Source organism: Pseudomonas sp. 43NM1, from assembly GCF_002836905.1.
GTDB classification, from domain to species: domain Bacteria; phylum Pseudomonadota; class Gammaproteobacteria; order Pseudomonadales; family Pseudomonadaceae; genus Aquipseudomonas; species Aquipseudomonas prosekii.
The window spans coordinates 1-26,323 of record NZ_MKGS01000193.1; the positions used below are offsets into that span (position 1 = coordinate 1).

The following is a 26,323-nucleotide window of genomic DNA, read 5'->3' on the forward strand; positions in this document are numbered from 1 at the left end:
CAGGTAGCGCCGCCCCACCTCCCGGCTAAAACCCTATACAATGTGCGACTTTTAGCGATCCTCATTCCAAGGAGCCTTAGTGAGCACGTTGCCACCCTGCCCGAAATGCAATTCCGAATACACCTACGAAGACGGCGCACAGTTGATCTGCCCGGAGTGCGCCCACGAGTGGTCCGCCAGTGGCGAAGCTGAAGTGGCGTCCGATGACGCCGTGAAAAAGGATTCGGTGGGCAACGTCCTGCAGGACGGCGACACCATCACCGTGATCAAAGACCTCAAGGTCAAAGGCACATCGCTGGTGGTCAAGGTCGGCACCAAGGTCAAGAACATCCGCCTGTGCGATGGCGATCACGACATCGACTGCAAGATCGACGGCATCGGCCCGATGAAGCTCAAATCCGAGTTCGTCAGAAAAGTCTGATTCTGCTATCTGCCATCCCGCGCCCGGCGTGGGATGGTGCGTCACCCTCCCCGGCTCCGCCCCGCAATCCCTCGCAATAGCCAAGTGCCAGTCACTTTGACCTGACACAACCTTTTCCCGGAAAAAAACACAAACTGCCAATAGTCCCTTGCTATTTATTGAATAAGAATTATTCTCATTGAAACCAATCAATGGAGATGAGACTCATGACTTATTTGATCGATGCCTGGCTGGACCGCCCACACCCTTACCTCAGAATCCTGCATCGGGAAACCGGGGAAGTTTGTGCCGTGCTTGAAGAGGAAGCCTTGAACGAGTTGCAGGATCAGGGTGACCTGGACGTCAGCGGCTTGAGTTCCAGCGAGCCGGTGGTGCTCAAGGAACTGGTGCGCAATCTGTTTCTGTTCTGCTACGCCCGGGCATTGCGCCCGCACGGCGATCTGAATCACAAGATCGAATTATGAGTAACGCTGAAAACCCTGTAGGAGCGAGGCTTGCCCGCGAAGAGGCCATCACATTCAACATCATCGTTGACTGACACGCCGCCTTCGCGAGCAAGCTTCGCTCCTACAGGATCACGTTAATCACGCGATCGCAGGATCACGGGATCTTCGATTTACAGAACGTCGAGCAGCTCGACGTCGAACACCAGTACGCTGTGCGGCGGAATGCTGCCAACGCCTTGAGCGCCGTAAGCCAGTTCGCTCGGCACGTACAGACGCCATTTGCTGCCGGCATTCATCAGTTGCAAGGCTTCGGTCCAGCCAGCGATCACGCCGCCAACCGGGAATTCTGCAGGCTGGCCGCGCTCGTAGGAGCTGTCGAACACAGTGCCGTCGATCAGGGTGCCGTGGTAGTGAGTGCGCACTTGATCTTCACGGCTCGGCTTGGCGCCTTCACCCTGAGTCAGCACTTCAAATTGCAGGCCGGAAGCCAGGGTGGTGATGCCGTCACGCTTGGCGTTTTCCGCCAGGAAAGCCAGGCCTTCGCCAGCAGCCGCTTCAGCTTTGGCAGCTGCTTCGGCTTGCATGATCTCGCGGATCACTTTGAAGCTGGCGGACATTTCTTCCTGACCCACACGGCTCGGCTTGCCGGCGAATGCGTCGGTCAGGCCAGCCAGGATCGCGTCCAGGTTAACGCCCGGTGGCGGGTTGTCGCGCAGTTGGTCGCCCAACTGACGGCCGATGCCGTAGCTGACGCGGGTTTCGTCGGTGGACAGATTTACTTCGGACATGACACTGCTCCGCTGTGCGGACGGCCCTGGAACATGCCGTGCGTGCACAGCGCATCCCGGAACGCCCGGAACCAAAAGGGCGAGCAGACTAGCACAGATGCCCTGTCATGGATGAGCGCGCGTCAGCCCTGCCAGGCAGAACGCCAGGCAATCGGCACTTTCAGGCTTTCTTCGGCACTGGCGCCGAGCCCGCACATTTCGTCATGCACCGAGGTGTGCACCAGATTGAACGGCAGCTGGGGAAACGCATGCAGCACTTCGCGGGCATGCTCGACCGAACGCAGATGAAACGCTTTGCCACGTGGATCGTTCAACGGATACGCCATGCCGTGCATGCGCGCCTCCAGCAGATAAATTCCGCCTTCCAGCGAAATCAGGTTCAGCTCATCGACCTTGCCGGCGATGGCGTAGGCATTCAGCTCTTGCAGGTTCATGAAAGCACCTCGAGCAATGGCAGATCCGGGCCTTACAGGGATAAGCCCCGACACGAAAAAGCACAACCCTCAAACTGCACCGCCGGTCCGGTCGCCCCTCACCAAACCTGCTGTTTCACCTCAACCCGTAGGAGCGAGGCTTGCCCGCGAAGCCGTCGTCACATTCAACATAAATCGTGACAGACACACCACCTTCGCGGGCAAGCCTTGCTCCTACAGGACCCGGGTGATCAGTGCTTGGTCAACTTATCCAGATAACCCATCGCAAACGCCGACACCACGAACGTCATGTGAATGATCACGTACCACTTCAAGTGCTCGGGATCGACGTTTTTTGCGTCCATGAAAATCCGCAGCAAATGAATCGACGAGATCGCCACGATCGAGGCGGCGACTTTCATTTTCAGCGAGGACGAGTCCATGGTCCCCAGCCAGTGCAGCTTCTCTTTGTCTTCGTCGATGTCCAGTTGCGAGACGAAGTTCTCGTAGCCGGAGATCATCACCATCACCAGCAGGCCGCCGACCAGCGCCATGTCGATCAGCGACAGCAGCACCAGAATCAGGTCCGATTCGGCCATCGAGAAGACGTTGGGGATGACGTGGAAGACTTCCTGGAAAAACTTCAGCGCCAGCGCCAGCAAGCCCAGCGACAGGCCGAAGTAGATCGGCGCGAGCAACCAGCGGGAGGCGTACATTGCATTTTCGATAAAGCGTTCCATCGGATCTCACACAAGGGCTGGAAAATGGCGGCGAGTATACAACGCGCTGCCGGTGCCCAGAAGCATCCGGAAACCATCGATAAATCCGTAACCTGCGCGTATGTGACAAAGCTTTTCTGCTAGTGTCCAAACCATTCACAAGTCAGTGACACCGGACAGGAAGACAGGAAATGGATGTGCGATTGCCTTTTACGAGTGCCGGCGTGTGCCTGGCGTTGCTGCTCAGCGGTTGCTCACCCAGCGATGAAAAGCGCCAAGTCAGCCTTGACGAAAAAACCGCGCAGTTCGAAACGTCACTGAATGCCATTCAGGACCCGAAACTCAAAAACGCCATCGCCGAGTTGGGCGGCTCGCTGCTGTTGCTCGAACGCGCGCAGCTCAAACTCGACACCAAGCCGCTGCAAACCGAATACAGCGAAGACGTGCTGGCGGTGCTCAAGCACTACCCCAACCCGCAGGCGCTGGTCGACACCTACATCAACGGCTTGTTTGTGTTGCACAAAGATTCCAGCTCCGACTACCTGACCGATCTGCAACCGGTGTTCCCGTTCAACTTCAACATTCCCGACACGTTCCTGTTTCCCAATGGCCTGGAATGGCAATCGGTGACCCTGAGCGACAAACGCGTCATCGGTTTTCAACCGGAATGGTCGGAAACCGATCCCGGCATCCAGCTCAGTCCTTCGAGTTCGAACCTGACCAACCCCGAAGATTTGACCGTGACCTACCCGTTCATCGACGGCTTGGATGTCGACAACAAACAGCAGCCGCAACCGGTGAGCCTGCAAGGCAAGGTTGAAGTGGTGGCGCCGCGTCGGCTCTACAGTTTTGACCTGACGAAAAAGGACGTCGGACAGACGCGCAGCAACGACAACCTCAGCGTGAAGCTGCTCAAACTCGAGCCCAATTACGCCGAGATCGAATTCGCCAACAGCCTGCCAACGGCCGCCGAAGTCAGCGAGACGCCGCTCAACCCGCTGATCGTGCAGGCTCGCGACAGCACTGGGCAGTTCCTTTCGCGCTCGGGCTCGATCAACGAAACCGCTGCGCAAATCGCTTTTTATCAGAAACAACTGGCCAGGTTGCAGCAGGAAAAAACCTGGAGCGATTCGCTGGAAAAGCAGCTCGAGGACGATCAGCGAGCCTTCGAAAAGCAGCAGACGCGTAATTACTCCAAGGTGTATTTCAACGGCCCGATCGAGACGCTTGAGGTCAGCGTGCTGGACTTCTCCAGCGCCACAGTGACGCGCAAAGACCTCAACCTGCCGGTGCGCCGTTTCGAGCAAAACACCACGCAGAAAAACATTCAGCCGCTGGATCTGCCGGTGGTGGTGTATGACGACCAGGCCCCGGCGTGGCTCAAAGGCGCGACGCTCGACGAAGAACAGTTGAAGAAAAGCGTACGCATCAGCCAATCGGTGGACGACACGAGCGCCGCGCAGATCGAATTTGATCGCCCGCGCAGCTTCAACGAGGAAATGCTCGGCACTGCGTTGAAACCGGTTGACGGCCCGGTGAGCTTTTTTACCGAGGACGGCAGAGGCAAGCGTGATGAGCCGATCGAGTTACCGCTGGAGGCTTATCAGGTCGATCCGCTGCGCCGGACCATCACTTACGACCTGAATCTGTTTCCGGAAACCCCGGCCTACGCGGTGGGCTCGATGCCGCTGTTTCTGGCGACCGTGGCCAAGAAAAGCCTCGACGCGAAGCAGTTACCCGAAGGCCTGGAGCTCAAGGGCAACGCGTTGGTGGTTAATCAGAAACTGTTTCCAGCTGATGAGTGGCGTTTCTACGCCAAGGACGACAGCGGCAATTACCTGAAAGAGATTCTCGCCGTCAGCCACAACGCCAGCGCAGAAGGCCCGGTGCTGTTTGGCGTGCATTACTTCTATGGCCAGCCGACGCAACTGGAAAGCTATCAGCGAACCGACCTCGCCACCGTGCAATACGGGTTTGAGGTCAAACTCGACAAGACCGAACTGCCCAACCCGGTTCAGTGATTCGGCCGGGGCTAATGATCGGGTCGGGAGTCGAAACCACCCAGGCTGCGGCAGCGGCCGCCGTTGATTTCCCGCAGTTGGGCTTGCAGATGCAGGCACCAGATTTGCGGGTCGTCGGCGAGTTCGTAGCCGTGCAGCGTCAGGCTTTCAACGATGGTGTCGAGGATCGATTCAGCCGCGAACGGGCCATGAAACGGGCCTTGGGCCTTGATGGCCGAAGGTTGTTCACCGGCCATTCCGGCGGCGAAGAGTAAGGTCCACATGCCCGTATCGCCCGCCAATGGGCGGATGGCGCACTCGATACGGGTCACAAGGCCCAGGCATTGACGGGTGAGGCAGAGGTTGCGCGACATGGCGGCGACCCTCGGTAGATCCGGTATTCAGCCTCAGTGAAAAGGCTGTTTCGATCCTATGATTGCTGTCCTTATCCTTGAGCTGAGAATAGAAGAAAAGTTCGCTTCGCAAGCAAAGCGAGACCAGAAGGCGCCGAGCGGTCATTGTGTGAATATTGACGCCAGCGTGATGGCACTCTCGCAGCGAAATGTCGATTTTGCCAATGCACAAAAAACTGTAGGAGCGAGGCTTGCCCGCGAAGGCGGCGTGTCAGCCAACCTCAATGTCGGTTGGCAGATGGCCTTCGCGGGCAAGCCTCGCTCCTACGGGAGACATGGCTTAGATCACGCTGGTTTGGCTTCGACCAGTGCTTCCAGGGCCATTTCCTTTTCGGCTTCCTTGAGGTCTTCTTCGCTGATCATTTCCGCGATGGCTCGCAGGCGTTCCACCACCCGCGCATTGACGCTGCCCTCAGGGAATTGGCCATCAGCATCCGGCTCACCGGCCGGCTCGCCCACCAACAGGCTCAGCGCTTCATCCGCCTGACGCACGGCGTAGACATGGAACTGCCCCGCGCGCACTGCCGAGAGCACTTTTTCATCGAGCATCAGCGTTGCCACGTTGGCCTGCGGAATGATCGCGCCCTGCTCGCCGGTCAGCCCGCGCGCTTCGCAGAGGCGGAAGAAGCCTTCGATCTTCTCGTTGACCCCACCCACCGCTTGCACTTCGCCGAACTGGTTGATCGAGCCGGTGATCGCGAAACACTGCTTGAGCGGCGTCTTCGACAACGCCGAAATCAGCGTGCAGGCCTCGCCCAGCGACGCACTGTCGCCGTCCACGTAACCGTAGGATTGCTCGAGGGCGATGCTCGCGGAAATCGCCAGCGGGAATTCCTGCGCGTAACGGCTGCCCAGGTAACCGGTCAGGATCATCACGCCTTTGGAGTGAATCGGCTGGCCAAGGTTGACCTCACGTTCGATGTCGACAATGCCGCTACCGCCCGGATACACCGTGGCGGAAATCCGCGCCGGCACGCCGAATGCCGAATCACCGACCTCCAGCACCGTCAGCCCGTTGCACTTGCCGACCGCTGCGCCATCGGTGTCGATCAGGATGATCCCCGCCAGCATGTCGTCGAGAATCCGCGCCGAAACGCGCCCGGTACGGGTTGCCTTGGCTTTGAGCGCACGCTCGATGTGCCCGGCGTCGGTCATTTCGTCGCTCGCCAGATGGCGGATGAAATCGGCCTCGCTGACCAGTTGAAACAGATCGCCGATCCGCGCCGACAAACGTCCCTGATGCTCGGCCAGCCGCGCGCTGTAAGTCGCCAGACGCGCCACCGCATCGGCCGTCAGCGGCGCCATGCCTTCTTCAGAGGTGCGGGTTTTCAGCAACTGGGCGAACTGCTCCAGGCTTTCGTCGACCATCGGGATGTCTTCGTCGAAGTCGACGAGGACACGAAACATTTCCTGGAAGTCCGGATCGAGGTCCTGCAGCGTGTAGTACAGCTGCCGCGCGCCGATGATGATGACTTTGACCTGCAACGGAATGTGTTGCGGGGTCAGCGTCACCGTGGCCAGACGACCGAGTTCACCGAGCGGCGATTCCATTTTCAGTTTGCGCGATTGCAGGGCGCGCTTCAGCGCGTCCCACACGAACGGCTCACTGAGCATTTTTTCCGCTTCAAGAATCAGGAAACCGCCATTCGCGCGATGCAGCGCACCCGGACGCAACTGCCGATAGGTCGTGTACAACGCGCCTTGATCGGTGCTGTATTCGATGCGCCCGAACAGGTTTTCGTAGGTCGGGTGCGGCTCGAACACCACCGGCGCACCGCCGCTGGCGGAATGCCCGACCACCAGGCTTGGCGCGTATTGCTCTTCGAGCATTTTGCGCGCGACCGCGTCAGTCTTGCTGTCGTCGACCAGTTGCTCGACCACGGTTTTCAACAGGTAAACCTGCATCGCTTGCAAGTAACCGCACACTGCCGCGTTCTCGGCGTACTTCTCCGACAACGGCGCCAGCAACGGCTGCAATGCCAAAGTGATGGTTTCTTCGTTGAGTTGGCGCAACTGATTGCTCGACTCGCGCTTCCATTGCGGCAGGCTCGCGAGTTCTTCGTTGAGGCGTTCTTCGAGACCGGAAATGTCGTCGTGAAAACGCTCGCGATCGGCTTCCGGCAATTGCGCGAATTCCGCTTCGTCCAGCGCCTTGCCCTCGCTCATCGGCGTGAACGCGATATTGCTGGCGTCGCGGTACAGCGCGACTTCCTTCTCCAGCGCCAGGCGCTCGATGATGTCCAGGGCCTTGTCGTAGCGCTGGTTGAAGGCGCGGTCGATGGCACTTTTCTTTTGCTGGTAGGACGGATGCTCGAACACCGCCGGAAAAGTCGCCAGCAGGTTGTCGATCAAACCGTTGATGTCGCTGATAAACGCCCCGGCGGTGCCCGATGGCAACTCCAGTGCGCGCGGCTCGCGCGGTTCATCGAAATTATTGACGTAGACCCAATCGGCCGGGGTCTGCAGGCGTTTGCCTTCGGCTTTGAGGTAGCGTTTGACGAACGAAAACCGGCCGGTGCCGGGCTCGCCCATGACAAACACGTTGTAACCGGGGCGTGGCATGGCCACACCGAACTGCAAGGCTTCGACCGCACGTTCCTGGCCAAGCACACCGCGGAAGGGCTCCAATTCATTGGTGGTAGAGAAGCTGAACTGTTCAGCGGAAAACGGACGGGTCAGCGCTTCGGGCGCTAGACGCAAGCTGGCAGCAACAGGATCAGGCATCGGGCTTCCTTACATCAGGCGGGGCAGATAGCGGCATTCTGGCGCTGCCCATACCCGACTGGCAAGGCGCGCCTCAAGCCAAAGCATAGACAAACCGCCATGCCCACGCGGGGCGGGGGCAAAACATTGTTTTACAGCGAATGTTTTGGAAAAAATCACGGAACCCTTGGAACGTGCCTAAACTCCAAATTGCGCGGCTGGAACTAATAACCGGCTCACTGGCGTCGCAAGGCGCCAAACCCCTTGTCCATTGGTATGCACATAAAGAGAACAAAGCTATGAAACGGATTCTTCTCGGTACTCTCTTCACCGTTGTTTCCCTCAATGCCATGGCTCAGGCGCCAGGCGGCCCTGATTGTGGTTGGGGCAACATGCTGTTCGAAGGACAGCGCGGCACCCCGGCTCACTTCCTCGCATCCACCACCAACGGCACGTCCGGTAACGCAACATTTGGTATGACTTCCGGCACCAACGGTTGCTCCACTAACGCGTCGCTGACCTATGGCGGCAAATCCTGGATTGCCATGAATGGCATGATGAACGAGCTGTCCGAAGACATGGCTAAAGGTCAGGGCGAAGCGCTGACTACTTACGCCGTGGTACTGGGCGTGGCGCCGGAAGACCGTGCGCATTTCGCCGCTGTGACTCACGAGCACTTCCAGCAGATCTTCAGCAAGGCTGACGTGACCGCGGACGACGTGCATACCAACACTCTGGCTATCCTGAAGAGCGATCCTCGTCTGGCCAAGTACGCCACTCAAGCATAAGCTCGCGTCACCCCGCTCCTTCGGGAGCGGGTTTTGTTTTTTGGACCTGCCCTCATTGGGTCTTTATTACTTCCAACCAAGTTGCCCACTATGCTCAAACGCCTTGCCTGGCTGGCGCTCTGTGTCTGCGCCCCGCTGTCCGCCGCGCCACACATCGACGATCAACGTTTGCAGCAACTGGCCAACGACCCTTTCTGGATTTCCCTGGGTCATTACGAAACCGCCAAGCTCGGCGGCTGGCGCAGCTATGTCAGCAAAAAAAAATTCTTCCTCGCCAGCGACGGCAACGAACACCCGGACCGTGAACTGGCGGCCACCGTGCAGGCGCTGTACGCCCCGGCGAGCGCTGGCGAGCAACATGCGCAATGTGTCTACCCCGCGCGTACCCGCTGGCTCAAAGCGCAACTGAACCTGACCGATCTGCCGGCGCCGCAGTGCAGCGAGTTCAAGCAATGGTTCAAGGATGTCGCGCCGCACAGCGCGGTGATGATCTTCCCGGCGGCGTACCTCAACAGCCCATCGTCGATGTTCGGCCACACGCTGCTGCGCATCGATCAGGCGAACGTGCAAAGCGACAAGACAACCCTGCTCAGCTACGCGATCAACTTCGGTGCCTACATCGAAGGTTCGGACAACAGCATTCTCTACGCCTGGAAAGGCTTGATGGGCGGCTATCCGGGGCTGTTCGCGCTGGTGCCGTATCAGGAAAAACTCTCGGAATACCGCAGCCTCGAAAACCGTGACCTGTGGGAATACCGGCTGAACCTGACCCAGCAAGAGACCGAGCGAATGGTCGAGCACGTCTGGGAGCTCAAGCAGATTCAGTTCGACTACTTTTTCTTCGACGAAAACTGCTCCTACCGTTTGCTCGAATTGCTCCAGGTGGCGCGGCCGAGCCTGCGCCTGACCGAACAATTCCCGCTGACGGCGATCCCGACCGACACCGTGAAAGCGGTGAAAGAGGCCGGTTTGGTCGAGTCGATCGAATATCGGCCGTCCCGCGAGCGCGAACTCCTGAGCCGCGCCGAGCCGTTGTCCAGCGAAGAACAGGATTGGGTGTTGAAGGTCAGCGCCGATCAAAAAGTGTTGCAGGATCCAGCGTTCAAGGCGCAAGCGAAAGATCGCCAGGCGTTGATGATCGATGCCGCGTATCGCCTCGAACGCTACCGCGCCAACGGCCAGGAACGCGATCCGCAACGCGCTCAGCGCAGTTTCGAATTGCTCCGCGCGATCAACCAGAACCCGCCGCCGGAACTCGATATCGAACGCCCGGGTTTGCCCGAGGATGGACACGAATCGCGCACCTGGCAGGCCGGGCTCGGCACCCGTGGCGACAAGGCGTTTGGTGAATACGGCTTGCGCATGGCGTATCACGATCTGAATGACAACGCCGAGAGCTTTCCGCTGGGCGCGCAGATTGAAATCCTGCAAATGAAGCTGCGTCAGTACGAAGGCAATCACTGGCAATTGCAGCAACTGGACCTGGCGACGATTCGCTCGCTGACACCGCGTAACGAGCTGTTGCAGCCGTTGTCGTGGCAAGTCACTGGCGGTCTTGAGCGCGTGCCGGGCAAACATGACGACGAAACCCTGGTCAGCCACGTCAATGGCGGTGGCGGCGGCACCTGGCAACTGGGCGAGGATGTGCTCGGGTTTGCCTTGGGCACGGTGCGCGTCGAGCACAACAATGATTTCGCCGAGTTCATTTCGCCAGCCGCCGGGTTCAATAGCGGCGTGTTGTGGAAAAACCCTCTGGGCAATTTCAGTCTGGAAACCAAAGGTGATTTCTTCACCAACGGCGAAGTGCGTCGCAGCATCAGCCTGAACCAGCAATGGGAATTGTCGCGCAACGTCGGTCTGCGCCTCAGTGCGCAACGCGAATTCAGCCACCTCGCCTCCCCCGAGAACGAAGTGATGCTCGAAGTGAAGTGGTATCACTATTGATCAGACATACCATCATCCCTGTGGGAGCGAGCTTGCTCGCGATGGCGGCCTAACAGACAACATGGATGTTGAATGTTATTGCCTCATCGCCAGCAAGCTCGCTCCCACAAGGTTGCGATCATTTGACCTTTCTTTCACTCCGCGCTGACAAATCCGCTTCTAGACTCTTCACATAGGCCGACCATCGGCCGGGAGTCCAGGATGTGGCGTTTAGCGAGTGTGCTGGGATTGCTGCTGTTGTGCGCGGGTTGTCAGTCGACCCACGAAGATCTGATCGCCAGAGGTTACCCGCCGGCGTTCGCCGATGGTTTCGATGACGGTTGCACCAGTGGCCGTCAGGCCGCCGGGGCGATCACCGGGGAATTTCGCAAGAACGTGCCGCGTTACCTCAAGGACAGCCAATACGCCGAGGGCTGGGGCGATGGCTTCCGGCAGTGTCAGGCAATGCTGCAAAACCAGGATCGCGAGGAATACCGCAGCCGTCATTGGGATGATCGCGAAAAAGCCTGGCAGCAGCAGAAAGATCAGGACACCGCGCGGGCCTTGCGCTCGCCATAGTCGCTGGCAGACATCCATCGAAACTATTGCACTGCGACCATGGACCAAACCCTATACCGGGAGAAAATCATGAGTCGTGCTTTCGTCAATGAAGATAACGCCGCTGCACAAGCCGATCAGCCAGTCGAACGGCAGGTCAGCGCGCAGCCCAATTACGTCACCCCGGCAGGCCTCGCGCAGTTGCAAGCGAAGGTTGCCGAACTGCAAAAGCTGCACAGCGAACAATCGGCCAAAGGTGAGCAATCAGACAAACAGCGTCTGGCCGACCTTGAACGGGATTTGCGGTATTTCAACCAGCGCCTGCTCAGCGCGCAAGTGGTGACCAGCGCCAGCTCGACGCAGAAAGTGCAGATCGGCAGCCGCGTGACGTTCGCCGATGAACACGACGCCGAGCACACCGTGCAACTGGTCGGCGAAGATCAGGCGGACGCGCCGGCGGGGCTGATCAATTGGGGTTCACCGCTGGGCCGGGCGTTGCTCGGGGCGCAACTCGGTGACGAGGTGCTGTGGCAACGTCCGGCCGGTGATCAATCGATTGAAGTGATCCGCATCGAACCGGCTTAAACCACGCCTTGGGCGAGCATGGCGTCGGCGACTTTGACGAAACCGGCGATGTTCGCTCCTTTGACGTAATTGACCCGGCCATTCTCTTCGCCGTAATGCACGCACGCATGGTGGATCGACTGCATGATCGCGTGGAGTTTGCTGTCCACTTCGCCACCGGTCCACAGCAAGCGCATGGCGTTTTGCGACATCTCCAACCCGCTCACAGCGACGCCGCCAGCGTTGGACGCCTTGCCCGGCGCGAAGAGAATGCCCGCCTCGATGAACAGGTCGACGGCGTCCAGCGTGGTCGGCATGTTCGCGCCTTCCGCAACGCAGATGCAGCCATTGCGCAACAACGTGCGAGCGGCCTCGGCGTCCAGCTCATTCTGAGTCGCGCACGGCAGCGCGATGTCGCAGGGCAACGACCACGGATGCACGCCGGCCTTGAACTCCAGGCCAAAGCGCGCGGCCACTTCACTGATGCGCCCGCGCTGAACATTTTTCAGTTCCAGCACCGCCAGCCATTGCTCCTCCGTGAGGCCGCTTTCGCAATACAGCGTGCCTTCGGAGTCGGACAACGAAATCACCTTACCGCCCAAATCCATGACCTTGCGCGCGGCGTATTGCGCGACGTTGCCGGAGCCGGAGATGGCCACGCGCTTGCCTTCAACCGTCTGGCCGCTGCGCTTGAGCATTTCCTCGGCGAAATACACGCAACCGAAACCGGTGGCTTCCGGGCGAATCAGACTGCCGCCATAGCTCGGGCCTTTGCCGGTGAGCACGCTGGTGAACTGGTTGCTCAGGCGTTTGTATTGGCCGAAGAGGAAACCGATCTCGCGCGCGCCGACGCCGATATCGCCCGCCGGGACGTCTACGTCGGCGCCGATGTGGCGGTACAACTCGCTCATGAAGGCTTGGCAGAAACGCATGACTTCGGCGTCACTTTTGCCTTTGGGGTCGAAGTCCGCGCCGCCCTTGCCGCCGCCCATTGGCAGTGAAGTCAGCGAGTTTTTGAAAGTTTGTTCGAAGGCGAGGAATTTCAGCACGCCCATGTTCACCGAAGGATGGAAACGCAAACCGCCCTTGTACGGGCCGATGGCGCTGTTCATCTGGATACGGAAGCCGCGATTGACCTGCACTTTGCCGTGATCATCGACCCACGAAACCCGAAACACGATCGCCCGCTCCGGCTCACAGATACGTTCGAGAATGCCGGACGTCAGGTAATGCGGATTGGCTTCAAGAAACGGCCACAAACTGCGCAGGACTTCTTCAACGGCCTGGTGAAATTCAGGCTGGTCCGGGTCACGTTTTTTCAGGCGGGCGAGGAAGGATTCAACGGATTCGATCATGGAAAAGTCTCGGCAAATTTATTGTCGTTGGAAGAGATTGGCCCGGACTTTAGCAAACGAATTGCGCACAGGAACAGCGCAAAGTGTCGCGCTTATGAAATTAAATGGTGCACAGGATATAAATCTGCTGGGGATTTGGGTGTTTTGTGCACCTGAATGGGGACTGCGGCATGGAGATTTGCACCGGCCATTAAATTGCTTTCGCGGGCAAGCCTCGCTCCTACAGAAGACCGCGTTGCTCTTATAGGAGCGAGGCTTGCCCGCGAAGGCCAAGCCACGATTTATCAAAAATAACGCGCAAAAAAAAACGGAACCCGAAGGCTCCGTTTTTTCATCCAACCAACCGGCTATCAGGCCAGTTTCTTGTGCCGTACACGATGCGGCTGGGAAGCCGCTTCGCCGAGGCGTTTCTTGCGATCGGCTTCGTATTCGGTGTAGTTGCCTTCGAAGAAGATCGCTTGCGAATCGTCTTCGTAGGCCAGGATGTGCGTCGCCACGCGGTCAAGGAACCACCGATCGTGAGAGATCACAATGGCGGCGCCAGGGAAGTCCAGCAGGGCTTCTTCGAGCGAACGCAGGGTTTCCACGTCGAGGTCGTTGGACGGTTCGTCGAGCAGCAGGACGTTGCCACCCTCCTTCAGCGTCAGCGCCAGGTGCAAGCGACCGCGCTCACCACCGGACAGGTCCTTGACGAACTTCTGCTGGTCGCCGCCCTTGAAGTTGAAGCGACCGACGTAGGTGCGCGACGGAATCTCGTAGTTGCCGATGCGGATCTGATCCGAACCGTCGGAGATTTGCTGGAACACCGTCTTGCTGCCGTCGAGGTCGTCGCGGCTCTGATCAACACAGGCCAGTTGCACGGTTTCGCCGACTTCGATGCTGCCCGAATCCGGTTGTTCCTTGCCCATCAACATGCGGAACAGCGTCGATTTACCCGCGCCGTTACCACCGATCACGCCGACGATCGCGCCTTTAGGCATGGAGAACGACAGGTTGTCGATCAACACGCGATCGCCGTAACCCTTGGAAACGTTCTTGAACTCGATGACCTTGTCACCCAGGCGCGGACCGGCCGGGATGTAGATCTCGTTGGTTTCGCTGCGCTTCTGGAATTCCTGCGATTGCATTTCTTCGAAGCGTTGCAGACGTGCCTTGGATTTCGACTGGCGGGCCTTCGCGCCTTTGCGCACCCACTCCAGTTCTTCCTTCATGGCTTTTTCGTGAGCCGACTGCTGCTTGGATTCGGCCGCCAGACGATCGGACTTGGCTTCAAGCCAACCCGAATAGTTGCCCTCGTAAGGGATACCGGCGCCACGGTCGAGCTCGAGAATCCAGCCCGCGACGTTGTCGAGGAAGTAACGGTCGTGCGTGATCGCAACCACAGTGCCCGGGAAATCGTGCAGGAAGTGCTCAAGCCAGGCGACGGAATCTGCGTCCAAGTGGTTGGTCGGTTCGTCGAGCAGCAGCATGTCCGGGGCGGACAGCAGCAAGCGGCACAGGGCCACACGACGCTTTTCACCACCGGAAAGGAATTCGACCTTGGCGTCCCACGCCGGCAGACGCAGCGCATCGGCGGCGACTTCCAGTTGGCGATCGAGGTTGTGACCGTCGCTGGCCTGCAGGATGGCTTCGAGCTTGGCTTGTTCAGCGGCCAGTTTGTCGAAGTCGGCATCTTCATCGGCGTAGGCCGCGTAGACCTCGTCCAGGCGTGCCTGGGCGTTCTTGATCACGCTGACCGCTTCTTCGACCACTTCACGAACAGTTTTGGTCGGATCGAGAATCGGTTCCTGTGGCAGGTAGCCGATGTTCAGCTCCGGCATCGGACGGGCTTCGCCCTCGAACTCGGTGTCGACGCCGGCCATGATTTTCAGCAGCGTGGACTTGCCCGAACCGTTGAGGCCGAGCACGCCGATTTTGGCGCCGGGGAAGAAGGACAGCGAAATGTTTTTCAGGATTTCCCGCTTCGGCGGAACAACTTTGCCCAGCCGATGCATGGTGAAGACGTATTGAGCCATGGAGAACCTTGGGTCAGTGACAGATGAATGATTGGAGCGCAGGCGATGCCTGGGCCAGACCGTGCGCGGCGTCCGCCTGATAAGGACCAATGCGTGCGCGCTGAAAAAGCCTGAGTTTAGGAGCTGGAACGCTCCCGCGTAACCGGCAAAGCTACCTGAATGACCGATGGCAGTCCAGCCATGCGGGGCTGGCACTTCGCCACAACTCAAGGCATGCTAGCCGCCCTTCGGGCGTCCGGCTTATAGTGCACGTCGCGCCAGTCCAGCCAAACCGCAGGATTCCAGTTTGTCGAACGTCACGCCGCCTCTTTCCAACCGCACACCTGCTGCGGCGCTTGGCCCTCCCCTGCGCGGAACGCTGAAGGGCGCCTTGGCGACCCTCGTGCTATTGCTGCTCGCGTTGCTGTTCTGGCAACTGCTCGATCAATTGCGCGAAACCCAGAAAAACCAGCGCCAGTACACCATCGACTACACCGCCGACCTCGCCGCGCAAGTCAGCCTGAACATGGCGCTGAACGCGCAGATCGCCTTGAACCTGCTGCCGATCGTCGAGCAACCGCAAACCGCCGACGAACAACAAGCCCTCTTGCGCCGGCTGCAACAGTCGCTGCCGGAATTGCGCAGCCTCGCGTTGCTCAGCCCCTCCGGGAAAATCCTCAGCGACAGCGCCGCCGACAGCCGCGACGCCGATTACCTCAGCGAACTGGTGCGTCGCAGCCGCGCGCAAGCGCATTACTTCAGCAACGCCGATGACGGTTCGGTGGTGCATTTGCTGCTGCATCAGGCCAGCGGCAGCAGTCGCGGTTATTGGGCGTTGCGCCTGACGCCGACGTTTTTCTCGTCGCTGACCAAGCAGGGCGAATCCGGGATCCGCCCGTTGTGGCTGGTGGAAAACCGCCTCAATCAACAAATCATCAGCCGCGACCAAGCCATGCCCGCCGCCCTCACGACCGGCAAGCCTGCCGAATTGAGCGAGGATGATCTGGCCAACAGCGTGTTGACCGTGCCGCTGAGCAGCAGCGACTGGCAATTGCGCGGCTTGTTCGACCGCCAGCAAGTGCTCGAACAATTGTTGCCGGCGTTCATCGGCAAATGCCTGCTGGGCCTGGCGTTCTCCTTGCTGCCGTTTATTGCGCTGTTGAGCATGCGTCGGCGCCAGCGCCAATTGCATGAAGGGCGCCGCCGGTATCAGGACATTTTCGAAGGCACCGGCGTCGCGCTGTGCGTGCTCGACCTCTCGGGGCTGAAAAGCTTCTTCGACAAGGCCCAGCTCAACAGCAGCGAACAACTGCAAGCCTGGCTCGACGTCCCCGAACAACGCCGCCAATTGCTCCAGGAATTGCGCATCACCGAGGTCAACCAGGTCGCGCTGCAACTGCTCAACGTCAATTCCTGCGAACAAGCCTGGAACCTGCTGATCGACGGCTGTCCGAGCGACCCCACCGCCATCGGCACGCGGGTGCTGGAAGCGGTGCTGAATCAGCAGAAACAACTCGAACTGGAAATCAAACTGCCGGACACCAACGGTCGCGATCAGCATCTGTGGCTGGTGCTGCGCCTGCCGGAGGAGCAGCACGATTACAAAGCAGTGATCCTCAGCATCAACGACATCACCAGCCGCAAGCTGATCGAACTGTCGTTGCTGGAGCGTGAGGGTTTCTGGTCCGACGTGGTGCGTACCGTGCCGGATCATCTGTATGTGCAGGACGTGATCAGCCAGCGGATGATCTTCAGCAACCACCATTTGGGGCAAACGCTAGGCTACAACCGCAGCGAACTGCACCAGATGGGCGAGTATTTCTGGGAAATTCTCCTGCACCCGGAAGATGCCGACTATTACCACCGTTCGCGGCAGACTCAGCGCCACGCCGGTTATTCACAACTGCTGCAATGCCAGCTGCGCTTCCGTCACCGGGACGGCAACTGGCGGCGCTTCGACATTCGCGAACAGGCTTTGGCCCGCGACAAGAACGATCAGGTCACGCGGATCATCGGCGTGGCCAAAGACATCACCGAACAGATCGAGGCCAGCGAATCGCTGCGTGACAGCGAACAGCGGTATCGCATGCTCGCCGAAAGCATCAGCGACGTGATTTTCTCCACCGACAGCAAACTCTCGCTCAATTACGTCAGCCCCTCGGTGCACGCGGTGCTCGGTTACAACGCTGACTGGATTTTCCAGAACGGCTGGCAATCGACCATCGCCAACCCGCAGCAACTGACCGGCATCTACGGCTTGATGGACCGCGTCAGCAAAGCGCTGGATAAACCCGAGCAACTGGCGTTGCTGCGCAGTCAGGTGCAAACCCAACTTTTCCTGTTCGACTGCTTGCGCGCCGATGGCCGCAAGATTCCGATCGAGCTGCGGCTGGTGCTGGTCTGGGACGAACATGGCGCGTTCGAAGGCGTGCTTGGCGTCGGCCGCGACATCAGCCAGCAGCGCCGCGCCGAGAAAGACCTGCGCATGGCGGCCACGGTATTCGAGCATTCGACCTCGGCGATTCTCATCACTGACCCGGCCGGTTACATCGTCCAGGCCAACGAGGCGTTCAGTCGGGTCAGCGGTTACGCGGTGGCGCAGGTGCTCGACCAGTTGCCGAACATGCTCACCGTCGATGACCAACAGGAAGCGCACCTGCGTTACGTGCTCAAGCAATTGCATCTGCACAGCACGTGGGAAGGCGAAGTCTGGCTCAAGCGCCGCAACGGCGAGCATTACCCGGCGTGGGTCGGCATCACGGCGGTGCTCGATGACGAAGGCGACCTGGCCAGTTACGTGTGTTTCTTCAGCGACATCAGCGAGCGCAAGGCCAGCGAACAGCGGATCCATCGCCTCGCGTATTACGACGCCCTGACGCATTTGCCCAACCGCACGCTGTTCCAGGATCGCTTGCACACCGCGCTGCAATCGGCGGAACGGCAGAAGTCGTGGGTGGTGCTGATGTTCCTCGACCTCGACCGCTTCAAACCGATCAACGACTCCCTCGGCCACGCCGCCGGCGACCGCATGCTCAAGGAAATGGCCACGCGCCTGCTCGGTTGCGTCGACGATGACGACACCGTGGCGCGCATGGGCGGCGACGAGTTCACCTTGCTCCTGCAACCGCGCATCAACCGTGAAGTGGCGCTGAACCGGGCGATTCACGTTGCCGAGCAGATTCTCGCCAGCCTGGTCAAACCGTTTGTGCTGGAAGGTCGCGAGTTCTTTGTCACCGCGAGTATCGGCATTGCCCTGAGCCCGCAGGATGGCAATGAACTCAGCCAGTTGATGAAGAACGCCGACACCGCGATGTACCACGCCAAGGAGCGCGGCAAAAACAACTTCCAGTTCTATCAGGCTGACATGAACGCCAGTGCGCTGGAGCGTCTGGAGCTGGAAAGCGACTTGCGCCACGCCTTGGAGCAAGACGAATTTGTGCTGTATTACCAGCCGCAATTCAGCGGCGACGGCAAACGTCTGACCGGCGCCGAAGCGTTGCTGCGCTGGCGTCATCCGCGTCGTGGACTGGTGCCACCGGGGGATTTCATTCCGGTGCTCGAAGAGCTCGGTCTGGTGGTGGATGTCGGCGACTGGGTGATCAGCGAAGCGTGCCGTCAACTCAAGACCTGGCATCAGGCCAAAGTACGCGTGCCCAAGGTCTCGGTGAACATCTCGGCGCGGCAGTTCTCCGATGGCCAGCTCGGCACGCGGATCGCCAATATCCTCAAGGACACCGGCCTGCCGCCAGCCTGTCTGGAGCTGGAGCTGACCGAAAGTATCCTGATGCGCGAAGTCAGCGAGGCGATGCAGATTCTCGCCGGGTTGAAAAACCTCGGGCTGAGCATCGCGGTGGATGACTTTGGCACGGGTTATTCATCGCTCAACTATTTGAAGCAGTTCCCGATCGATGTGCTGAAAATCGACCGCACGTTTGTCGACGGTTTGCCGTCGGGTGAACAGGACGCGCAGATCGCCCGGGCGATCATCGCGATGGCCCACAGCCTGAATCTGGCGGTGATTGCCGAAGGGGTGGAAACCCATGAGCAGCTGGACTTCCTGCGTGAGCATGGTTGCGATGAGGTTCAGGGTTATCTGTTCGGACGGCCGATGCCGGCGAGCCGGTTTGAAGCGCAATTCAGCAATGAAGCGCTGTTCATGTTTGATTGAGATTTGTAGCGCGGCGGATGACGCCTTCGCGGGCAAGCCTCGCTCCTACAGGATTTGTGGGTGTACGCACCGTTTGTTAACACCGCGCCCCCTGTAGGAGCGAGGCTTGCCCGCGAAGAGGCCAGCAGGTTCACCGCTGATCCCGTCATGAAGCCCACTTGTCTGCGACATGATGTCCTTTCATATGCCATCTAAAACCCATTGGGTTAGAATGCCCCCCTTTTCTGCCCCGATCCTTGAGGACCGCCATGTTCAGCCGTGATTTGACTATTGCCAAGTACGACGCCGATCTCTTTGCCGCCATGGAGCAAGAAGCTCAGCGCCAGGAAGAACACATTGAGCTGATCGCTTCGGAAAACTACACCAGCCCAGCGGTGATGGAAGCTCAAGGCTCGGTACTGACCAACAAGTACGCCGAAGGTTATCCGGGCAAGCGCTACTACGGCGGTTGCGAGTTCGTCGACATCGTTGAACAACTGGCCATCGACCGCGCCAAAGAACTGTTCGGCGCCGATTACGCCAACGTTCAGCCGCACGCCGGTTCGCAAGCCAACAGCGCCGTTTACCTGGCCCTGCTGCAAGCGGGCGACACCATTCTGGGCATGAGCCTGGCCCACGGCGGTCACTTGACCCACGGTGCCAGCGTTTCCTCGTCGGGCAAGCTGTACAACGCCGTGCAGTACGGCATCGACGCCAATGGCCTGATCGACTACGACGAAGTCGAGCGCCTGGCGGTCGAGCACAAACCAAAAATGATCGTGGCCGGTTTCTCTGCCTACTCGCAGATCCTCGACTTCCCGCGTTTCCGCGAAATCGCTGACAAGGTTGGCGCCTACCTGTTCGTCGACATGGCTCACGTGGCCGGTCTGGTCGCCGCTGGCGTCTACCCGAACCCGGTGCCTTTCGCTGACGTCGTGACCACCACCACGCACAAGACCCTGCGCGGTCCACGTGGCGGCCTGATCCTGGCTCGCGCCAACGCCGACATCGAGAAAAAGCTCAACTCCGCCGTATTCCCGGGCGCCCAGGGTGGCCCGCTGGAGCACGTGATCGCTGCCAAGGCGATCTGCTTCAAGGAAGCGCTGCAGCCTGAGTTCAAGACCTACCAGCAACAAGTGGTGAAAAACGCCAAGGCCATGGCCGGCGTATTCATCGAGCGCGGTTTCGACGTGGTTTCGGGAGGTACTGAGAACCACCTGTTCCTGCTGTCGCTGATCAAGCAGGAAATCTCCGGTAAAGACGCCGACGCCGCTCTGGGCAAGGCTTTCATCACCGTGAACAAGAACTCCGTGCCAAACGATCCACGCTCGCCGTTCGTCACCTCCGGCCTGCGCTTCGGCACCCCGGCTGTGACCACTCGTGGCTTCAAAGAAGCAGAGTGCAAAGAGCTGGCCGGCTGGATCTGCGACATCCTGGCGGACCTGAACAACGAAGCGGTGATCGACGCCGTTCGTGAGAAAGTCAAAGCCATCTGCAAGAAGCTGCCGGTATACGGCGCCTGATTACAGCGCTAAATCGCAGCACTAAAAAAACCGGTCAGTGATGGCCGGTTTTTTTTCGTCCGGGCTTTGCCTGAAAAACTTTCAGAACGCGAAAAGGCTCAAGCTCGGTGCATTGCGCGCAACTGGTCAGACCGGTCATGCCAATCGCTGATTTTCCGCTTGCGGCCCAACAAAAACAGCGACTAGACTGCGCCTGCACTGGACATACCGGTAAGACCACAATAATTAAGTCCTGAATCTGATCCGCTCAACGCGCACGGCAGCCAGGACACCGACCAGGATTCCTCCCATGCTCAGATGGTGCTCGCGTTCAATCTTCCTCCAAGTGGTTCTCGGACTGGTGCTCGGCATCGTCTGCGGGCTGACCCTTCCCGAATACTCCGCTCAACTCAAACCGCTGGGCGACGGCTTCATCAAACTGATCAAAATGCTCATTGGCCTGATCGTGTTCTGCGTCGTGGTCAGCGGCATCAGCGGTGCCGGCGACTTGAAGAAGGTCGGGCGCATCGGCCTCAAGTCGGTGATCTACTTCGAAGTGCTGACCACCATCGCATTGGTGATCGGCCTGGTGTTCGCCTTCAGCACCGGCATCGGCAGCGGCGCGAACATTCATCTCGACCAGCTCTCCGCCGCCGACATGGGCGACATCGCCCAGCGCGGCCAGCACATGCACACCACCACGCAGTTTTTGATGGACCTGATTCCGACCTCGGTCATCGGCGCCTTCGCCGACAACAACATCTTGCAAGTGCTGCTGTTTTCGGTGCTGTTCGGCAGCGCGCTGAACCTGGTGGGCGAAGCCGCTTCGGGCATTTCGCGGCTGATCAATGAACTCAGCCATGTGATCTTCCGCATCATGGGCATGATCGTGCGCCTGGCGCCGATTGGCGTGTTCGGCGCCATCGCCTTCACCACCAGCAAATATGGCCTCGACTCGCTGCAACATCTCGGCAGCCTGGTTGGCCTGTTCTATCTGACGTGCGTGGCGTTCGTGTCGCTGATTCTCGGTCTGGTGATGCGCGTGTCCGGCCTGCGCATGTGGCCGCTGCTCAAATACTTGCGCGAAGAATTGCTGATCGTCATGGGCACCGCGTCGTCCGACGCCGTGTTGCCGCAGATCATGCGCAAACTCGAGCATCTGGGCATCGGCAGCTCGACGGTCGGGCTGGTTATTCCAACCGGTTACTCGTTCAACCTCGACGGTTTCTCGATCTACCTGACCCTGGCCATTGTTTTCATCGCCAACGCCACCGGCACGCCGCTGGCCATGACTGATTTGCTGACCATTTTGCTGGTGTCGCTGATCACCTCCAAAGGCGCTCACGGGATTCCCGGTTCGGCGCTGGTGATTCTCGCGGCGACGCTGACGGCGATCCCGGCCATTCCGGTGGTTGGCCTGGTGCTGGTGCTGGCGGTGGACTGGTTCATGGGGATTGGCCGCGCGTTGACCAATCTGATCGGCAACTGCGTGGCGACCGTGGCGATTGCGCGGTGGGAAAAAGACATTGATGTGCAACGGGCAAACAAAGTGCTTTCCGGTCAGGTCGGGTATACCTTCCAGCCGAGAAAACCGGTAGCACCGGCGCATCAGCAGGAATTCTGATCATGCGCGAGCCTGCCACGCGGCAGGCTCGCTAGCCTTATTCATGGAGCAAAACGTGATTACCACTTCAACGGTCGTCAATTCAGTCGTAGAAAAACTTCGGGCCGCGCTGGCCCGTGGTCAGTGGCGCTCCGGCGAAATGCTGCCGGGCCAGCGTGAACTGGCCGAACAATTGGGCATCAGCCGTCCGAGCCTGCGCGAAGCGGTGATCGTCCTCGAAACCCTCGGGCTGGTGCGTTCGATGCCGGGCAAAGGCGTGGTGGTGCTGGAAGCCAATCTCAGCGACAGCCAAAGCCACGACAGCGCGGTGGCCGGTGCCAGCCTCGAAGACGTGCTGCAACTGCGTTACACCCTCGAGCCGTTTATCGTCGGGCTGGTGGCGCAATCGATCAGCAGCAAGGAAGTCGGGCAATTGCGCCTGACCTTGATGGACATGCGCGAAGCCCTTGAGGCCAATGACAGCGAAGCCGGGGTCAACGCCTACATCGCGTTCCACGAGGAGCTGTTCACGCTGACCTCGAACCCGATCTTCCAAAGCGTGGTGCAGCAGACCAGCAACGCCCTCAAGCAAAGCGCCGACGTGCTGCGCAATTCGCCGGAGCACCTGGCCGAACGGCTTGAGGAAAACGAAGCGGTGGTCCGCGCGATCCGCAGCAAGAACAGCGCCCAGGCCAGCGCCGAAATGCGCCGGCACATCCTGCGCGAAGGTCAACGCATGGGTATTGAACTGAACATTCCGGACGACAACCTCGGCAGTTGAATCCGCTGCCAACTGGAGACAAGCCATGAACAGCTTCGCCTCAACCATCAGCGCCCTGCCCTTTTCCGCGCCGGCGCAGGATCTGTATTCGCGAGTGTTCGATGCCATTCTCGAACAGCGCATTGATGCCCACAGCCGTTTTACCGAAGACAGCCTGGCGCAGCTGTTCAGCGTGCGCCGCAGTGATATTCGTGGCGTGCTGACGCGGTTGTCGCACCAGCATGTGATCGTGCTGCGCGCCAACCATCGGCCGCGTGTGGCGGTGCTTGAGGGTGAGCAGACCCGGCAAATGCTGCACGCGCGGCGCCTGACCGAGGTCACGCTGATGCGCCTGGTGTGCCAGCAACCTCGCCCGCAGGATCTGCAGCCATTGCGCGATCTGGTGGCGAGCGAGCGCGAATGCACGGCGCCGGGCGCGGCGATTCGCTTGGCCGGGGAGTTTCATTTGTGTTTGGCGCAGATGGCCGGGAATGCACCGTTGGCGCATTTTCTCGGCAGTCTGGTGCCGCTGAGTTCGCTGGCGATTGCGCAATCAGGGGCGCGTTTGGCTGAGGATTGCGCCTGGTCAGTTCACGCGCAGATCCTGGCGGCGGTTGAAGGTCGGAATGCCGAAGTGGCCGTGGCGTTGCTTAATCGGCATCTGGATCAGTTGGAAGAGCGGTTGCTGAACCCGCAGCCGACGTTGATCCGAAATCGCGTTGCCGGCTAGATCGTTATCGCGAGCAAGCTCGCTCCCACAGGGGATTTCTGGTGTGTGCAGATTTGTGTTCACTGCAACACACATGTGGGAGCGAGCTTGCTCGCGATGGGGCCTGACCGTCACCGACGGTTTTGCAATTAGTCCGCTACCACCCGCGCCAACCCTTCGCGAATTTTCTCTTCCGGCAAATCATCGGCAATAAACACAATCACGCTTTCGCGCGCCTCGCCCTCGGCCCATTCGGTGTCCCAGTCGAAGCCGTATAACTTCAATACGCCTTGAAACACCATGCGCCGCGGCTCGCCGACGATGCTCAGCACGCCTTTGTAGCGCAGCAATTGCTTGCCGTGTTGTTCCAGCAGTTCGTTCATGAACTCGCTGAGCTTGTCGATATCCAGCGGTTTGTCGGTACGCAGCACCAGGCTGGAAATGCGGTCGATGGACGGCGCTTTGCTCACCGGCCTCAGGCTCATGCCGCCGCCGAGATCGGCATTGAGGTTGAAGCCGCGCACGTCGAGCAGTTCTGCCAGGTCGATCTGGCCGTGCTCGACAATGCGAATCGGCGCACGGCGGTTGATTCGGGTCAGGCGTTCGCTGAGGGCATCGAAAGTCGCTTCGTCGATCAGATCGCGTTTGCTCACCAGCAAGCGATCGGCAAAACCGATTTGCGCCTGAGCGATGGTTTGCGTCAGATGAGTGTCGGCGTGCGCGGCGTCGACCAAGGTAATGATGCCGTCGAGGATATAGCGCTCGCGCAGTTCTTCATCGATGAAAAAAGTCTGCGCCACCGGGGCCGGGTCGGCGAGGCCGGTGCACTCGATCACCAGCCGGTCGAAGGTGATTTCACCACTGTCGAGGCGTTCGAGCAGCAGGTACAGGGCTTTGGTCAGGTCGGTGTGAATGGTGCAGCAAACGCAGCCGTTGGACAGCGTCATGACTTGCACCGGCTCGTCGCCCAGCAGTTGCGTGTCGATGCCGGCGTCGCTGAATTCGTTTTCGATCACGGCGATTTTCAGCCCGTGCTCGGCTTTGAGCAGATGACGCAACAACGTGGTTTTACCCGCGCCAAGGAAACCGCTGAGGATCGTTACCGGAATGGGAGAGGACAACTGGAATCTCCTGTAGCAGAAATTAAGAGCACACCAAAAACAAAATGTAGGAGTGAGCCTGCTCGCGATGGCGGTGGGTCAGCAACCGAAATGTCGACTGACAGAATGCTATCGCGAGCAAGCTCGCTCCCACAGGGGATCGCCGTCCTCCGCAGATATTGCGTCCACCACAGAACAGGGGATCTGCGTCGTGCGCTGATGTTGCGTTCACCGCAAATCAAATGTGGGAGCCGAGCTTGCTCGCGATGGCGGCTGAACATTCAACATAGTTGCTCAATGTCAGACCGCTATCGCGAGCAAGCTCGGCTCCCACAGGGTTTTGCGTTGCTTCAATGACAGCCGTTTAACAACACTTCGGCCCGGATTTGCCGCCGTAACGCGCTTCCTGACGTTCGCGGAAGAACATTTCGTAGGTCATCACCGGTTTGTCCGGGTGGTTGGTTTGCATGTGCTCGACGTAGTTGTCGTAGTCGGGCATGCCGACCATCAGGCGCGCGGCCTGACCGAGGTATTTACCGAGGCGACTCAGGTCATTGAACATCGTTGCAATCCTCGATCAAGCATCCGGCAGCGCCTGGAATGGCGCTTCCTTATCCGTGCGTTCCTTGGTGCCCCAAGCGGCAATCCCGACTTTGAGCGCGTAGAACAGAATGCTGAACACCACAAACAGGAACAGTGCCGTCAGCGTCGCGTTGGTGTAGGCATTGAAGATGACGTGGTTCATCTGCGTAATGTCCTTGGCCGGAGCGAGGATCTGGCCATTGGCCAAGGCATCGCTGTATTTACGCGCCAGCGACAGGAAGCCGATCGCCGGATTCGCGTCGAACAGCTTGATGAAACCGGCCGTGGTGGTGCAGATCAGCAGCCAGACCGCTGGCAGCATGGTCACCCAGATGTAGCGTTGGCGTTTCATTTTGATCAGCACAACCGTGGCAAGCATCAGCGCGATGCCGGCGAGCATCTGGTTAGAGATGCCGAACAGCGGCCACAAGGTATTGATTCCGCCCAGCGGATCGATCACGCCCTGATACAGCAACCAGCCCCACATCGCCACACAACCGGCGGTGGCGATCAGGTTGGCGGTCCAGGACTCGGTGCGTTTCAGCGCCGGAACGAACGAACCCAGCAAATCCTGAAGCATGAAACGCCCGGCACGCGTGCCCGCGTCCACCGCCGTCAGGATAAACAACGCCTCAAACAGAATGGCGAAGTGGTACCAGAACGCCATGGTGTTTTCACCCGGCAGCACGCTGTGCAGGATCTGCGCGATCCCCACCGCCAGCGTCGGCGCACCACCGGCACGCGCCAGGATCGTGGTTTCGCCGATGTCATGCGCGACCGCTTGCAGCGCTTCCGGGGTAATCGCAAAACCCCAACTGCTGACGGTTTGCGCGAC

22 protein-coding genes are annotated in these 26,323 nt (G+C 59.4%); 12 read left to right on the forward strand and 10 right to left on the reverse strand.

Features of this window, described 5'->3' with window-relative positions:
- Positions 1 to 79 precede the first annotated feature (79 nt).
- Together BI292_RS25220 and BI292_RS25225 are read left to right on the forward strand one after the other, a co-directional pair.
- Positions 80 to 421 (forward strand): zinc ribbon domain-containing protein YjdM, encoded by a 342-nt coding sequence (locus BI292_RS25220; protein WP_025108781.1) that lies wholly within the window; start codon positions 80 to 82, stop codon positions 419 to 421.
- Positions 422 to 627: 206 nt separating this feature from the next.
- Positions 628 to 885 carry a hypothetical protein gene (locus BI292_RS25225; RefSeq protein WP_092277812.1) on the forward strand — a complete coding sequence of 86 codons (258 nt, stop codon included), beginning with the start codon at positions 628 to 630 and terminating at the stop codon, positions 883 to 885.
- Between the two features lie 152 nt (positions 886 to 1,037).
- Here the strand turns inward: BI292_RS25225 and BI292_RS25235 are convergent, their stop codons facing one another.
- The 3 genes from BI292_RS25235 to BI292_RS25245 all read right to left on the reverse strand — a co-directional run bounded on the left by BI292_RS25235 (position 1,038) and on the right by BI292_RS25245 (position 2,808).
- Positions 1,038 to 1,655, reverse strand: coding sequence for an FKBP-type peptidyl-prolyl cis-trans isomerase (locus tag BI292_RS25235; protein ID WP_092277810.1), 618 nt, complete (start codon positions 1,653 to 1,655; stop codon positions 1,038 to 1,040).
- A gap of 122 nt (positions 1,656 to 1,777) precedes the next feature.
- Positions 1,778 to 2,089, reverse strand: coding sequence for a DUF6482 family protein (locus BI292_RS25240; protein WP_092277808.1), 312 nt, complete (start codon positions 2,087 to 2,089; stop codon positions 1,778 to 1,780).
- Positions 2,090 to 2,319: 230 nt separating this feature from the next.
- Positions 2,320 to 2,808 carry a TIGR00645 family protein gene (locus BI292_RS25245; protein WP_092277806.1) on the reverse strand — a complete coding sequence of 163 codons (489 nt, stop codon included), beginning with the start codon at positions 2,806 to 2,808 and terminating at the stop codon, positions 2,320 to 2,322.
- Positions 2,809 to 2,978: 170 nt separating this feature from the next.
- Here BI292_RS25245 and BI292_RS25250 point away from each other — a divergent pair, with 170 nt between their 5' ends.
- Positions 2,979 to 4,808 carry a hypothetical protein gene (locus tag BI292_RS25250; protein WP_101209585.1) on the forward strand — a complete coding sequence of 610 codons (1,830 nt, stop codon included), beginning with the start codon at positions 2,979 to 2,981 and terminating at the stop codon, positions 4,806 to 4,808.
- An 11-nt stretch (positions 4,809 to 4,819) separates the two neighbouring features.
- Here BI292_RS25250 and BI292_RS25255 read toward each other — a convergent pair whose 3' ends face one another.
- Both BI292_RS25255 and BI292_RS25260 read right to left on the reverse strand, forming a co-directional pair.
- Positions 4,820 to 5,161, reverse strand: a complete 342-nt coding sequence (locus BI292_RS25255) for a hypothetical protein (RefSeq protein WP_092277802.1) — start codon at positions 5,159 to 5,161, stop codon at positions 4,820 to 4,822.
- 324 nt (positions 5,162 to 5,485) lie between these two features.
- The gene (locus BI292_RS25260) at positions 5,486 to 7,924 is read right to left on the reverse strand and encodes a Lon protease family protein (protein ID WP_101209586.1); all 2,439 of its coding nucleotides are present in this window, start codon (positions 7,922 to 7,924) and stop codon (positions 5,486 to 5,488) included.
- A 278-nt stretch (positions 7,925 to 8,202) separates the two neighbouring features.
- Here BI292_RS25260 and BI292_RS25265 point away from each other — a divergent pair, with 278 nt between their 5' ends.
- The 4 genes from BI292_RS25265 to BI292_RS25280 all read left to right on the forward strand — a co-directional run bounded on the left by BI292_RS25265 (position 8,203) and on the right by BI292_RS25280 (position 11,757).
- Positions 8,203 to 8,691: a DUF3015 domain-containing protein gene (locus BI292_RS25265; protein ID WP_092277798.1), complete on the forward strand. Its 489-nt coding sequence runs from the start codon at positions 8,203 to 8,205 to the stop codon at positions 8,689 to 8,691.
- A 90-nt stretch (positions 8,692 to 8,781) separates the two neighbouring features.
- Entirely contained in the window at positions 8,782 to 10,635 is a 1,854-nt protein-coding gene (locus BI292_RS25270) for a DUF4105 domain-containing protein (RefSeq protein ID WP_101209587.1), read from the forward strand.
- A 201-nt stretch (positions 10,636 to 10,836) separates the two neighbouring features.
- A complete protein-coding gene (locus BI292_RS25275; protein ID WP_101209588.1) occupies positions 10,837 to 11,193 on the forward strand; it encodes a hypothetical protein in 357 nt (118 codons plus the stop codon).
- 69 nt (positions 11,194 to 11,262) lie between these two features.
- On the forward strand, positions 11,263 to 11,757 hold the full coding sequence (locus BI292_RS25280) for a GreA/GreB family elongation factor (protein ID WP_101209589.1): 495 nt from the start codon (positions 11,263 to 11,265) through the stop codon (positions 11,755 to 11,757).
- On the opposite strand, the gene gdhA is transcribed toward BI292_RS25280, so the two are convergent.
- Both gdhA and ettA read right to left on the reverse strand, forming a co-directional pair.
- Positions 11,754 to 13,091, reverse strand: a complete 1,338-nt coding sequence (gene gdhA, locus BI292_RS25285) for an NADP-specific glutamate dehydrogenase (protein WP_101209590.1) — start codon at positions 13,089 to 13,091, stop codon at positions 11,754 to 11,756. The genes BI292_RS25280 and gdhA overlap by 4 nt on opposite strands.
- Positions 13,092 to 13,441: 350 nt before the next feature.
- Entirely contained in the window at positions 13,442 to 15,106 is a 1,665-nt protein-coding gene (ettA, locus tag BI292_RS25290) for an energy-dependent translational throttle protein EttA (RefSeq protein WP_092277788.1), read from the reverse strand.
- 286 nt (positions 15,107 to 15,392) lie between these two features.
- On the opposite strand from ettA, the gene BI292_RS25295 reads away from it, so the two are divergent.
- The 5 genes from BI292_RS25295 to BI292_RS25315 all read left to right on the forward strand — a co-directional run bounded on the left by BI292_RS25295 (position 15,393) and on the right by BI292_RS25315 (position 23,827).
- Complete coding sequence (locus tag BI292_RS25295) at positions 15,393 to 19,253, forward strand: bifunctional diguanylate cyclase/phosphodiesterase (protein ID WP_101209591.1); 3,861 nt, start codon at positions 15,393 to 15,395, stop codon at positions 19,251 to 19,253.
- A gap of 248 nt (positions 19,254 to 19,501) precedes the next feature.
- Positions 19,502 to 20,755 (forward strand): serine hydroxymethyltransferase, encoded by a 1,254-nt coding sequence (gene glyA / locus BI292_RS25300; RefSeq protein WP_092277784.1) that lies wholly within the window; start codon positions 19,502 to 19,504, stop codon positions 20,753 to 20,755.
- Between the two features lie 289 nt (positions 20,756 to 21,044).
- The gene (locus BI292_RS25305; protein ID WP_092277783.1) at positions 21,045 to 22,358 is read left to right on the forward strand and encodes a C4-dicarboxylate transporter DctA; all 1,314 of its coding nucleotides are present in this window, start codon (positions 21,045 to 21,047) and stop codon (positions 22,356 to 22,358) included.
- A 55-nt stretch (positions 22,359 to 22,413) separates the two neighbouring features.
- The gene (locus BI292_RS25310; RefSeq protein WP_092277781.1) at positions 22,414 to 23,118 is read left to right on the forward strand and encodes a FadR/GntR family transcriptional regulator; all 705 of its coding nucleotides are present in this window, start codon (positions 22,414 to 22,416) and stop codon (positions 23,116 to 23,118) included.
- Between the two features lie 25 nt (positions 23,119 to 23,143).
- Positions 23,144 to 23,827: a GntR family transcriptional regulator gene (locus BI292_RS25315; RefSeq protein ID WP_101209592.1), complete on the forward strand. Its 684-nt coding sequence runs from the start codon at positions 23,144 to 23,146 to the stop codon at positions 23,825 to 23,827.
- Between the two features lie 128 nt (positions 23,828 to 23,955).
- On the opposite strand, the gene yjiA is transcribed toward BI292_RS25315, so the two are convergent.
- The 3 genes from yjiA to BI292_RS25330 all read right to left on the reverse strand — a co-directional run.
- On the reverse strand, positions 23,956 to 24,927 hold the full coding sequence (gene yjiA / locus BI292_RS25320; RefSeq protein ID WP_101209593.1) for a GTPase: 972 nt from the start codon (positions 24,925 to 24,927) through the stop codon (positions 23,956 to 23,958).
- Positions 24,928 to 25,270: 343 nt separating this feature from the next.
- Positions 25,271 to 25,468, reverse strand: coding sequence for a YbdD/YjiX family protein (locus BI292_RS25325; RefSeq protein ID WP_092269411.1), 198 nt, complete (start codon positions 25,466 to 25,468; stop codon positions 25,271 to 25,273).
- A 15-nt stretch (positions 25,469 to 25,483) separates the two neighbouring features.
- Positions 25,484 to 26,323: carbon starvation CstA family protein (locus BI292_RS25330; protein ID WP_305887397.1), on the reverse strand; the 840-nt coding region annotated here is incomplete at its 5' end.

What these genes read in the sequence shown, in the direction of transcription:
- BI292_RS25225 (WP_092277812.1), top strand. Translation starts at nt 628, where the DNA reads ATGACTTATTTGATCGATGCCTGGCTGGACCGCCCACACCCTTACCTC.
- BI292_RS25235 (WP_092277810.1), bottom strand. Translation starts at nt 1,655, where the DNA reads ATGTCCGAAGTAAATCTGTCCACCGACGAAACCCGCGTCAGCTACGGC.
- BI292_RS25240 (WP_092277808.1), bottom strand. Translation starts at nt 2,089, where the DNA reads ATGAACCTGCAAGAGCTGAATGCCTACGCCATCGCCGGCAAGGTCGAT.
- BI292_RS25245 (WP_092277806.1), bottom strand. Translation starts at nt 2,808, where the DNA reads ATGGAACGCTTTATCGAAAATGCAATGTACGCCTCCCGCTGGTTGCTC.
- BI292_RS25250 (WP_101209585.1), top strand. Translation starts at nt 2,979, where the DNA reads ATGGATGTGCGATTGCCTTTTACGAGTGCCGGCGTGTGCCTGGCGTTG.
- BI292_RS25255 (WP_092277802.1), bottom strand. Translation starts at nt 5,161, where the DNA reads ATGTCGCGCAACCTCTGCCTCACCCGTCAATGCCTGGGCCTTGTGACC.
- BI292_RS25260 (WP_101209586.1), bottom strand. Translation starts at nt 7,924, where the DNA reads ATGCCTGATCCTGTTGCTGCCAGCTTGCGTCTAGCGCCCGAAGCGCTG.
- BI292_RS25265 (WP_092277798.1), top strand. Translation starts at nt 8,203, where the DNA reads ATGAAACGGATTCTTCTCGGTACTCTCTTCACCGTTGTTTCCCTCAAT.
- BI292_RS25270 (WP_101209587.1), top strand. Translation starts at nt 8,782, where the DNA reads ATGCTCAAACGCCTTGCCTGGCTGGCGCTCTGTGTCTGCGCCCCGCTG.
- BI292_RS25275 (WP_101209588.1), top strand. Translation starts at nt 10,837, where the DNA reads ATGTGGCGTTTAGCGAGTGTGCTGGGATTGCTGCTGTTGTGCGCGGGT.
- BI292_RS25280 (WP_101209589.1), top strand. Translation starts at nt 11,263, where the DNA reads ATGAGTCGTGCTTTCGTCAATGAAGATAACGCCGCTGCACAAGCCGAT.
- gdhA (WP_101209590.1), bottom strand. Translation starts at nt 13,091, where the DNA reads ATGATCGAATCCGTTGAATCCTTCCTCGCCCGCCTGAAAAAACGTGAC.
- ettA (WP_092277788.1), bottom strand. Translation starts at nt 15,106, where the DNA reads ATGGCTCAATACGTCTTCACCATGCATCGGCTGGGCAAAGTTGTTCCG.
- glyA (WP_092277784.1), top strand. Translation starts at nt 19,502, where the DNA reads ATGTTCAGCCGTGATTTGACTATTGCCAAGTACGACGCCGATCTCTTT.
- BI292_RS25305 (WP_092277783.1), top strand. Translation starts at nt 21,045, where the DNA reads ATGCTCAGATGGTGCTCGCGTTCAATCTTCCTCCAAGTGGTTCTCGGA.
- BI292_RS25315 (WP_101209592.1), top strand. Translation starts at nt 23,144, where the DNA reads ATGAACAGCTTCGCCTCAACCATCAGCGCCCTGCCCTTTTCCGCGCCG.
- BI292_RS25325 (WP_092269411.1), bottom strand. Translation starts at nt 25,468, where the DNA reads ATGTTCAATGACCTGAGTCGCCTCGGTAAATACCTCGGTCAGGCCGCG.